Annotated in this window: 8 protein-coding genes and 1 tRNA gene; 6 read left to right on the forward strand and 3 right to left on the reverse strand. The window is 56.6% G+C overall.

The features are described from left to right. The first annotated feature begins 37 nt into the window (after nucleotides 1-37). On the forward strand, nucleotides 38-3,064 hold the full coding sequence (locus tag Q0650_RS12260) for a S8 family serine peptidase (protein WP_298819365.1): 3,027 nt from the start codon (nucleotides 38-40) through the stop codon (nucleotides 3,062-3,064). Between the two features lie 425 nt (nucleotides 3,065-3,489). Beyond that, nucleotides 3,490-4,194, forward strand: coding sequence for a hypothetical protein (locus Q0650_RS12265; RefSeq protein WP_298819367.1), 705 nt, complete (start codon nucleotides 3,490-3,492; stop codon nucleotides 4,192-4,194). A gap of 62 nt (nucleotides 4,195-4,256) precedes the next feature. Here Q0650_RS12265 and Q0650_RS12270 read toward each other — a convergent pair whose 3' ends face one another. The 3 genes from Q0650_RS12270 to dnaN form a co-directional block, all read right to left on the reverse strand. Beyond that, the gene (locus tag Q0650_RS12270; protein WP_298819369.1) at nucleotides 4,257-6,293 is read right to left on the reverse strand and encodes a hypothetical protein; all 2,037 of its coding nucleotides are present in this window, start codon (nucleotides 6,291-6,293) and stop codon (nucleotides 4,257-4,259) included. 65 nt (nucleotides 6,294-6,358) lie between these two features. Then, nucleotides 6,359-7,048 carry a response regulator transcription factor gene (locus tag Q0650_RS12275; protein WP_298819371.1) on the reverse strand — a complete coding sequence of 230 codons (690 nt, stop codon included), beginning with the start codon at nucleotides 7,046-7,048 and terminating at the stop codon, nucleotides 6,359-6,361. Nucleotides 7,049-7,166: 118 nt separating this feature from the next. Continuing rightward, nucleotides 7,167-8,303: a DNA polymerase III subunit beta gene (gene dnaN / locus Q0650_RS12280; protein ID WP_298819373.1), complete on the reverse strand. Its 1,137-nt coding sequence runs from the start codon at nucleotides 8,301-8,303 to the stop codon at nucleotides 7,167-7,169. A 258-nt stretch (nucleotides 8,304-8,561) separates the two neighbouring features. Here dnaN and Q0650_RS12285 point away from each other — a divergent pair, with 258 nt between their 5' ends. The 4 genes from Q0650_RS12285 (at nucleotide 8,562) to Q0650_RS12300 (ending at nucleotide 11,163) form a co-directional block, all read left to right on the forward strand. Next, nucleotides 8,562-9,386, forward strand: coding sequence for a 6-carboxytetrahydropterin synthase (locus Q0650_RS12285; RefSeq protein ID WP_298819375.1), 825 nt, complete (start codon nucleotides 8,562-8,564; stop codon nucleotides 9,384-9,386). 72 nt (nucleotides 9,387-9,458) lie between these two features. Next, nucleotides 9,459-10,139 (forward strand): GTP cyclohydrolase I FolE, encoded by a 681-nt coding sequence (gene folE, locus Q0650_RS12290; protein ID WP_298819377.1) that lies wholly within the window; start codon nucleotides 9,459-9,461, stop codon nucleotides 10,137-10,139. 96 nt (nucleotides 10,140-10,235) lie between these two features. Next, complete coding sequence (locus tag Q0650_RS12295) at nucleotides 10,236-10,931, forward strand: SDR family NAD(P)-dependent oxidoreductase (RefSeq protein WP_298819379.1); 696 nt, start codon at nucleotides 10,236-10,238, stop codon at nucleotides 10,929-10,931. Between the two features lie 156 nt (nucleotides 10,932-11,087). Beyond that, nucleotides 11,088-11,163, forward strand: a tRNA-Thr gene (locus Q0650_RS12300). The last annotated feature ends 109 nt before the right edge of the window (nucleotides 11,164-11,272 follow it).

An 11,272-nucleotide genomic window follows, 5' to 3' on the forward strand; every position in this document is an offset into this window, starting at 1 on the left:
AATCCTAGACAGTGTCGCACATCGCATCCGAGAAATTATGAAACAACATCTGCGCTCGCTACTGCTGATCATTGTCAACTTTGCCAGCATACTTGCGCTTACGCCAGTTGCGCCGGTACGCGCTGACCCAGTCACGATCAACGTTTCGCCCACCAGCCTGACTGCAACTGTCGAACTCGGTAGCACCGTTACCCTTGATCTCACAATCACGAACACCGGTGACAGCGATGTAAACCTGCTGTTTTACGCTGGTCTGCCACCGGCTACTACGCTGGCAGCGAGAGCCGCGCCACCATCACTACCCATACCCCTGCCACAACAGACTGAACGGATCGACCCTGATCTGCAAACTGAGCTTGCCAATGGCCGCGCTCGCTTCCTCGTATTTTTTGCCGACCGACCCGATTTAGGGCCTGCATTGGAGATTCGGGACTGGACGGCACGCGGCGAGTATGTCTATCGCGCGTTGACCGAACATGCTGAGCGCAGCCAGCGCGCCGTCCGCGCTATGCTCGACGCCGCCGGAATACCCTATCAGATATTGTGGATCGCCAACGCTTTGCTGGTCGAAGGTGATGCTACGCTGGCTAACACGCTCGCCGCTCACGCCGATGTCGCAATGCTTACCGCCGATCTGGAAGTGCAGATGACGCCGCCGGTGACAACCACAACGGTTTCGTGTAGTGCCACCAACAATATCTGCTGGAACATCGTCCGCATCGGCGCCGATCGAGTCTGGGAGGAATTTGGCGTTAACGGTGCCGGTATTACAGTAGCCAACATTGATAGTGGAGTCAATTACACCCATCCAGCCTTGATCAATGCCTATCGCGGCAATCTTGGCAGCAGTTTTGACCACAACTATAACTGGTTTGATCCGCTCAACAATACCTCAGCCCCAAACGACGCCGGCATTCACGGCACTCATGTGATGGGAACGATGGTTGCAAACCCGCCAGACCAGCCGGCAATGGGTGTAGCGCCGGGCGCAAAATGGATTGCCGCTCGCGCATGCGACGCAAGCAACTGCTCGTTAAGTAGCCTGATAACAGCCGCGCAGTGGATGCTGGCTCCCACCGATCTCAACGGCGAGAATCCGCGTCCGAATTTACGCCCTCACATCCTCAATAACTCCTGGGCATTCGGGGTTGGCGGCGAACAGACCTACAGCGGCTACACAGCGGCGTGGAAAGCAGCCGGTATCTTCACCGTGTTTGCTGCCGGCAATTCCGGCAATACAACCTGTAGCACTATTCGCTCGCCGGGTGATTATACCGACGTAGTTGCCGCCGGCGCTACCAATCAGAGCGATCAGCTTACCTATTTCAGTGCCATCGGCCCTACCAGCGATGGTCGGATCAAGCCCGATCTGGTTGCGCCAGGGCAGAGTATCTTCTCGACAGTGTCTACGAACAGTTATCAAGCTCTATCTGGAACCTCAATGGCCGCGCCCCATATTGCCGGCGCGGTAGCGTTACTCTGGTCGGCCAATCCGCAATTGATTGGTGATTATGACACCACTTACGCGCTACTGACTGGCAATGCGGTGCCAATTACAAATGATTCGCGGTTTATGAGTTCAGGCTACGCTGCCTGCCGCCCTGATACGGTTCCCAACAACATTTACGGATACGGTCGACTCGACATTTTCGCTGCAGTGGCGGCAGCGCGCGTCCAGGTGCCCTGGCTCATCTTGCCAGCCACACCGTCGGCCAATCTGTCCAGCAGTGAGAGCCAGACCATCTCGATCACGCTCGACGCGCGCAAAGTTGCCGGGCCGGGTATCTACCAGGGGCGGTTGTTGATTTATGGCAACAACCTCTCCGATCCACCCCGGGTCGTGCCGATCACGATGACGGTGCCGGCGCGCGCCAGCCACGCTACGCTCAATGGCACGCTTATCGACAGTGATACCGGCCAGCCATTGCGCGGCACAGTGACCACAGCACACGGTTTAACATTGGTGACAGATGCTAATGGCGGCTATCAGCTCGTAGTTCCCGGCAATAGCAATCAGACTCTGACGGCTGCCGCTAACGGTTTTGCCAGTCAGACACAGAGTGTGACGCCGCCCACCGGCAGCACGACTACCCTGAACTTTACGCTCAACCCGCTTCGCCCGCGCATGACGCTGTTGCAAGATCTCATCACTGCTACTGTCGATTTCAATCAGACCACCACCATAACCCTGCCCCTGCGCAATGATGGCAACCTGCCACTCAGCTACACGGTAACTATCGACAACGAACCCTACGGCGTCTGGCGAAGCGATGAAGTGGGTGGGCCAACCGGAGGCTGGATTGATCCGCCTATCGATCGACAGGTGCTTAACCTGTATGATGACTGGAGTAGCGCGGGTATCGATCTCGGCTTTGATTTTCCTTTCGCTAACGACTATTATCGAACCATCTACATTGGGGCCAATGGCATCATTACTTTCGCGCCATTTCCTCAATTTAACAACCTGTTCAATCCGTCTTGCCTGCCACTCACCGAAACGTCTGCGCCGGCAATCGTGCCGCTACATGTCGATTTCGATAGTAGCGCCGGTGGCGAAATCAGTTTTGCCCGCGTTAGCGCCGGCGCGCTCATCACCTGGAACAACGTGCCTCATTTCGGCGCCAGCCGTCACTTGAGCGTACAGGCATTGTTGCAACCAAACGGTATTATTCGCTTCCATTATCGCAATGTTGCTGACTTGCTCGATGCTGACCAATGGGCTGTCGGGTTGCAATTCAACAGCTCGCATCAGACCATTGGTTGCACTTATGCCAACAACTTTCCCCTTGCTCTGAACGATGGCCTCACCCTTGAGCTACGCCCACAGGCAAATCCACAGGTGTGGTTGAGCATACCGGGTAGCGCCGGGGGAACACTTGCCGCCGGGGTAAGCGCCGATATACCACTCACGGCGCGATGGATCGGACCCCTTTCCAGCACGCAGCAAGCCCGCCTGCGGATTGTCAGTAATGATCCCCGTCAGCCGGTGACAATCGCGCGCGTGCAACTTAACGAAGGCGTCCCTGCGCCTTATCAAGTGATTGTCCCTATGGTATATCGTTGATCCGGCGATCGACACGCCAGCGCAGCGACATCAGGTCGCTACAGTTGGCGTGTCGTAGCTGTGCGCCGCGCAAACGGTGATGGTCTGTCGCACAGCCGTCGCTATGATGCGCGGCAGATCATTTACGAGCGCCAGATTTCAGAATACTGAACCGGGTTGACTACAGCCCTTGTACCGCAGGTATCATTGACACTACATTGGCGGCATAAAGCTGAAGGCGTCACTGTGTCGCATTCCGCACAATGTGCAGGCATTCTCCAGAAAGCATTTCGATAAAGGCTCTGTCAGTGTCGCCAGATTCACTACGCAAGGACTTGGGGAACATGCAATAACCTGGTAAACAAGTGCAACGTTTTGCCGATCGTTATCGTCTCTAATCAGTAAGCAGCAGCGGTATAAGCCGTTAGAGACAGAGCAGAAGCGCGATGGAACAACACCATAATGATGTTTTTGCGCCGATTGATATCGATCATATGATGGAGCGCGTGGCCGGCGGTAACGAAACCGAGGTTTATCGCAGCGATGATCACCGCTTTGTTGTCAAACTCAAAGGTGAAGCGGGGAGTCGAGATGCTGCAAAGATGCTGGCCGCTGCGCGCCAGATGCAACACGCAGCGCAACGGTTTGCCGCCTGCCTCGGCACTCGTCATACCATTCCAACCTATTTCGTGCTCAGTCGCGATAGCGAAGGTTTTGTGCATGCGCTGGCGATTCAGCCCTATCTTGCCAATGCGCGTGTCCTGGCGGAAATCGACTGGAGCACCATCAGCTCTGCTACTCGCCGCCAGATCGGACACGACCTGCGCCATATCATCGGGCGCGCCATCGGTTGCCTGCTGCGCACCGGGCATCTGCCCGATCTGTACGGACGAATTAGCGCCAACGCTGCCGAGCGCCAACGACGCAAACAGCTACGGTATCTACCGGAACGGATCTGGAGTTTTCTGGCGCAGCGCACTATCCTCCATTCGCAAAATCTGATGCTTACCGCCGAGCAACCGCCGCGCCTGGTCTTAATCGACTACGACGAGGTACGACGCCACCTGCTATACCGCCTGGTCTACTTTCTGGCTCGCCTGACACTCTTCGGACGCGACTTGCTGGTCATCTGGTGGCAGTTAGAGCGATAGGCTGGTGTCTTCAGTCGTGAAGGATGGAACGGTCATTGCCGTCCATCCTCTGTTCACCATTATCAACGTAACGCGCGAACGCCACGAGCCAATTCGAGCAAGGCTGCTCGTCCACCACCGGCAAGATCCCAAATCCAAAGCGTAGTTGGGTAACGCTGGCTCATGGTTTGCGGGCCGCGTGGCCCTGGTTCGGCGCCAGCCACAGCCGCATAGAAGAGTTGCTGGTTCCGCGCGGTAACCGGACCGATCCCGCCTAAACTCTGGCCGGTTGCCAGCAGCTCGCTACGCTGCAACCCGCGCCAGCGATAGAGCTGGTAATCTTGCACCAGATCACTCGCGCAGAGAGTCGTGAGGTAGAGTAAACGCCCTTCGCCATCCCAACCGAGCGGACGACTCCAGAATGGCCCTTCACGTAACGGTTGAGGCGGCAGCGACTCTGGCGTAGCGGTAGGGATCGCAGTAGCAGTTGGCGTTTCGGTTGGCGGCGCCGGAGTCACAGTACCGGTTGGCGTCGCAGTTGGGGTAGCAGTGGACGTTGCAGTCGGCGCGCGGGTCGCAGTTGGGGTAGGCGGCGGCAAGATTACCCGTTGCTCACCGATCCGTTCGACAAGCTGACCGGCACTATTGAGAATGAGCAGGTCAGCGCCGGGATCATCGGCCCGCAATGCCTCGACAGCAACATACTCACCGGAAGGGCTGGCAATCAGCGCGCCGAAACCGCGGTAGCGGGTAACTAACCGCGCATCGGTTAGCAAATCGGCGCCGACATCGATCACCTCGCCAGTGGGGAGACGCAAAAAGAGTGAGCTGCGACCATCAGGAGCCTCTACCCGGTAGATCAAACGCCCTCCACTCAACCATTGAGGCGCAAATCTGCTCCACTCATCGAGCGCAGACTCAACTCTCACCGGTTCGCCGTCATTGATAGCTACCGTATACACTGCCCACTGAGTAGGTATCGCGCCCGTCTCATCAACAGCAAACGCCACCGACTGCCCATCTGGGCTGAAAACCGGCTCGGCGCAACTAACGCCAGCCTGAGCCAGTGGACGCGCCTCGCCACCGGCCAGGGGTAACAGCCAGAGGGTAGAGGGCACCGCTAGCGCCGCATCGGCAGGATCGAGGCCAGGTTCGGCGCGACAGAAGACCAGATAATCACCGAGTGGACTGACTGCCAGATAGGTCTCTGTCTCGGCTGAACTGGTCAGATTGACGGCGCCGGCCAAACGGGGATTCATCCCCATACCGGCAGCGCTGATCTGTTGATCCAGCCGCCAGACATCGCCATCAAACAGGAAATAGATCGGCTCGATCTGAGCCGGTGGCGCGGCAGCCGGCACACGCAGCGTATCGCTGGCCACTCCAAACGTTGCCGAGCGCGCCACCGCTACCGACAACCGGTTCTGGCTCAACGTGACCCGAAACGGAACCGGTTCGGCCAACGGGAGCAGGATCGTTGCGCCGCTATCTGCTTGTGGATCAATTATCACCCAAGCCTGAGAGATCGCGCGAGTGGTGGTAAACGTGATGGTTTGCGCTATCGCCGATTCCGCAAACCGATCATCCCGGATCCAGCCGGCCAGATCGATCTGTAGCGCATATGGCGCATTCAGCGTTGCCGATGTTGAAACGATCCGGGCATCAGCCAGATTCAAACAGCTCACTGCGGCGCTGATCGGAGGCGAGCCAGGCGAGAGATCAAACACCAGATCGAGCTGTTCAAACGCCGGATTACCGCTGGCGCGCACCTCTTGCAACCCCGCCGAAAAACGACTAACCGGCAAACCAGCTATCTGCGAACAATAGCTAAACCCGACCAGCGCCGGATTAGGCGTTGGTGTCGGCGGTAACGGTGTCGCGGTGGGTGTCGCGGTCACCGTCGGCGTCGGTGATGGGCCGATAGTTGGCGTCGCCGTAGAAGTAGCAGTTGCAGTTGGCGTCGCTGTAGCGGTTGGAGTTGCCGACGGAGTACCGGCAATAATCGTCTCAATATTCGAGATCGGCTCCTCCTCGCCAACCGGGATGAGATCACATCCAACCAGCAGCGCACCTAGAAGCACAATCAACAGGCGCGAGAGGGCAAAACGGAAACGCCTCACAAACGTCTCCTCGTGTTGCACCCGACACATCTCGGATGCAACGCTGACCGGAAGCCAAAGCGGGATTACTGTTCATTCGGCAGCGCGACCTTGATCCAGCCGCGCCGCATTGCATACACGACTGCCTGCGTGCGATCATTCACTGCCATTTTACGCAGAATCGATGAAATGTGATTTTTGACCGTCTGGTTACTGATGTCAAGCTGAGAGGCAATCTCGCGATTTGTGCGACCGGCTGCCACCAGTTCGAGCACTTCGAGTTCGCGCGACGAGAGAGGCGAAAAGACCGCCTGCGCCTCTTCATCGCCGACCATTTGCCGAAACGCCTCGAGCACCGTAGCTGCCACCTCTGGCGACGACAAGACAATATCATTAATTGGATACTCGCCGCGCCGCACCTGTTGCAGCGTCTCGAGCAGATCGGCCAGATCAACATTCGCCGGCACAAAAGCTGAAACTCCAGCCCGAATTGCTTTGACCACGGCTGAGCCATCGTTGACCGGCCCGAACAGGATGATAGCAATGTGAGGGTGACTCCGCTTGATTACTCGCGCCACTTCCAGCCCATGAATACCGGGGAGATTGATATCCATCAACACCATATCAGGATCGACCTGATCAACGAGCTGAATCGCCTGCTGTCCATTACTGGCTTCGCCAATTACCTGGAAATGAGGCGCTGCGGCCAGGGCCAGACGCAGCCCATCCCGGAAGAGCGATACAGTATGCACAATGATCAGTGTCGTCACGCTCACATGCAACTCCTGCCCTACTCGAACAACATCATGGCAAACAGCAACTGCGATCCCGGATTACCCGCCAGATACCATGCATCACCCACATCGGCAACAACCTGCGCGCTATGCCTCAGGCTTACCGCATACTCATCGGCATCACGATATGAATGTAGCCATCGCTCCCGACCGGCTTAAACACTGCCGGACTTTGCGCGCTCTGCATCTCAAACGCGATCTGGTTTGAATGCACAGCCGCAATGGCATCGGCCAAAAATTTCACATTAAGCGCAATCACCCCGCCATCACCGGTGACACTTCCATCGAGTTCACTGGTATTATCACCCAATTCGGCAGAATTGGCGCTCAGAATGACTCGACCGGGACCCAGCTCGCCTGCCGGCTCAATCTTCAACTTAACAACATTCTGACTGGCGCTGGCAAAGAACGACGCCAGCTTGACTGCCTTTGCCAATTCATTGCTATCGAGCACAGTGCGCGTCAAATACTGCTGCGGAATGATCCGCTCGAAATCAGGGAATCTTCCTTCAATTAAACGCGACACAACCTCAATATTTTCAGTATGGAAAAGCACATGACTGCCACCGGGCATATAGACCATTGCCACCTCAGCCTCGGTATCACCGATAATACGGGCCAGTTCGGCGAGGGTACGAGCCGGGATCAGACAATCTACAGCATGAGCAACCGGCTCAGCCAGATGCACTGTGCGCATCGCCAGGCGAAAACCATCGGCTGCGACCAGGGTGAGCTGCTGATCGCGGGTTCGCACCAGCACTCCGGTCAAAACAGGGCGTGACTCATCAGAAGCTGCGGCAAACGCCACCTGCTCAATCGCTTCGCGCCACAATTCTGCCGACAGTTGCACCAGCGGCGCGCGCGCGCTCACCGTTGGGAGTGAAGGAAACTCTTCGGCATCGATTCCCTTGATATTACTCACAAAGCGACCGCACTCAACCCGCAGCGTTTGCGTCTTCACATCAAGACTCAACGTCACCTTATCATTTGGCAGGCCACCCACAACGTCGGTCAGCAACTTGGCCGGCACCGCCACTGCGCCTTCTTGACTGATTTGCGCCCCAATCCAACGATTAATCCCCACCTCAAGGTTAGTGGCAGTCAGTTTCAATCGACCTTCATCTGTAGCCAGCAACACATTAGCCAGCACTGGCAGTGTAGAACTTTTGCTGGCGACAGCGTGGCTAACTGCGGCTAAGCCACGCTTTAAATCGTCCTGCATGCATGTGAGCTTCATCGTCGCTCCTTGAAGAGACAACCTCAAACAGCAGCGCAGTTGCGCCGCCCACGATCTGGGTGTGGCGCATTATAGCATATTGCGCCTTGCTCTGGCAGCGCCATCGCCATCCGCTACCGGAAACAGTGCAAACGATGTGCATACTATCAACAGAAGGGCTTGACTTTTTTCGGAGCCGTGGTACCGTTTTATAGGGAAGAGATTTTCAATCGCGAAGATTGATGTCGCGATGATCAATAATGGGAAGGTCTTGCTCGTATGGTTATTGCTACCCGCCGCTTTGAATTTTCAGCCGCTCATCGCTACTGGCGTGATGACTGGAGCGCCGCCGAAAACGAGCGGGTCTTCGGGCCATATACCAGTCCTTATGGTCACGGCCACAACTACACGCTTGACGTGAGCATCACCGGCAACCTTGATGAGCGCACCGGGATGGTCATGAATATGACCGAATTGAAGGCAATCGTCAATGAGGTGCTCGATGAGTTCGATCACAAGCATCTCAATTTCGATACGCCATATTTTCGCGATCAGGTTCCCACGACTGAAAACTTTGTGCGCGTCCTCTGGCGTTTGATCGCTGCCCGCCTTCCGGCGCATGCCCGGCTGGCTCACCTGCGACTTTACGAACAGCCCGATCTGTGGGCCGATTACGATGGTGTTGGTGAAACGCAGTTTACACGCCTGTACACCTTTGCTTCAGCCCATCGCCTCCACGCGCCGGCGCTCAGCGACGAGGAAAATCTCGCGATCTACGGCAAGTGCAATAATCCCAATGGCCATGGTCACAACTACACGTTAGAAGTGACGGTACAGGGCGAGATCGATCCCGCTACCGGTATGCTGGTCGATCTTGCGTGGCTCGATCAGACAGTGCATTCGGTCATCGATCCGTTGCACCTGCGTCACCTTGATCGCGAGATCGCTGCGTTTGCCGATCGGCCATCTACTGCCGAGAATATCATTGTCTACCTCTGGAATGAACTTGCTCCCAAACTCAATGGCCGTCTTGCTCTACTACGCTTGTGGGAGACGCGCAAGAACATCTTCAGCTATGCTGGCCCACTGTCAGTACCTGCCTGATCTGACCGATCTCGTTTCCGCTCGCAAGCGCGATCGGCGCGCTTGTCTATTACCTGATGGAGAATTTTTGTTATGTCACACAACGGCAATGGTTCACATCATCCTATCTCAGCCGATATTGATGAGGAGCATTACGAAAGTTTGATTATTCCAGGCCGCGGCAAAATTGAAGGTCTATCATTTGCCTCTAACCCCCAGATCGAAGAGGCAGTGCGCATGATCCTTCACGCGATTGGAGAGGTGCCCGATCGCGAGGGCTTGCAGAAAACGCCTTCGCGGGTGGCCAAGATGTACGCCGAATTGACAGCAGGGTATCATATCGATCCGCAGGCATTGATTAACGGGGCCATCTTTAGCGTTGCCTACGATGAGATGGTACTGGTGACCAACATTGACTATTACAGCCTGTGCGAACATCACATGCTACCGTTCTTCGGTCAGGTACACGTGGCCTACATTCCAAACGGCAAAGTGGTGGGGTTGAGCAAAATCCCTCGCATCGTTGAAATGTTTGCCCGTCGTTTACAGGTGCAAGAGCGCATGACGGTGCAAATCGCCGATTTTATCAACGAGACGCTTGAGCCAGCCGGCGTAGCGGTGGTTGCCGAAGGGGTGCATATGTGTGGCGTGATGCGCGGCGTGAAGAAGGCAAACGCGCGCATGGTCACTTCGGCGATGCGCGGCGCATTTCGCGAAGATCCAAAGACGCGCGCCGAGTTTATGGCCCATATCGACCGCAATCGGAAAGAATAATGATAGCGACGCAAAGGAGTTCAGTCGCAAGCCATTGTTGACCCACAACGCTTATACTCCTTCGCGCTCTCTTTTGCGTCAGAAGACAACCGCCATATGCGATCAATTCTGATTACCGGCGCATCACGCGGGATCGGCGCCGCTACGGCGCTGGCACTCGCCCAACCAAACACCCGTTTGACCCTGGCAGCGCGCAATCGAACGGCGCTGGAAGCGGTCGCCACTCAGGTCATTGCAGCGGGCGCTGAATGTGTCGTTGCGCCTTGTGACGTGACCGATCCGGCACAGGTTGCCGAGACGGTAGCGTTAGCTGCCGGTGGCGGTCACCTTGATGTCGTGGTGCATAGTGTTGGCGGCGCGCTGGTTGCGCCGCTCGCCACGATCAGTCTCGCCGATTGGGAAGAGCATCTGCGCATCCAATTGACCAGCCTCTTTCTGGTCGCGCAGGCGGCAACAGCCCGGATGGATCGCGGTGGACTGTTGATTAACATCGCTTCGGTTGCCGCGCGCCAGGCCTTCCCCGGTTGGTCGGCGTATGTCGCTGCCAAGCACGGCGCGCTTGGTTTTGCCGCCGCTATCCGCGAAGAGCTGCGCCCGCGTGGAATCCGGGTGTGCTCGATTTTGCCCGCCGCAACCGATACCGCCATTTGGGACGCTATTCCCGGTGAGTGGTCGCGAACGAATATGCTGCAACCGGATGATGTTGCCGCTACTATTGCCGCAATTGTCGCCTTACCGCCCTACGTGACGGTAGAGGATTTGACCATTGGGCACGTAGTGGGCCGGTTGTAAACGACGATTGGCCGTTTCGCCAGCGTAGATACAGAGCAGTTTTACCGCGCAATGGTCGCGTGAACCGACAATCTTTTGATAGCAATCTTCAGGCGCGCGCGCCTGGTTGCGCTTGACAAACCGTTGCTCTTCGACTACAATTTTCGCAGGCTATAGGCCAATGTAGCTCAGTCGGTAGAGCAGCTGTTTCGTAAACAGCCGGTCGCCGGTTCGAGTCCGGCCATTGGCTCCACCCGTTGCGCCCCTGCATTGCGGAGGCCTGTATCGATGGATACCATCGATGCAGGCCTCAGGCTTTTGCGCCGGGGTTTCGCTCTTGTGGTACCATGTTAGCTGCGCGC

The organism is uncultured Chloroflexus sp. (assembly GCF_937129525.1).
Lineage (GTDB): Bacteria > Chloroflexota > Chloroflexia > Chloroflexales > Chloroflexaceae > Chloroflexus.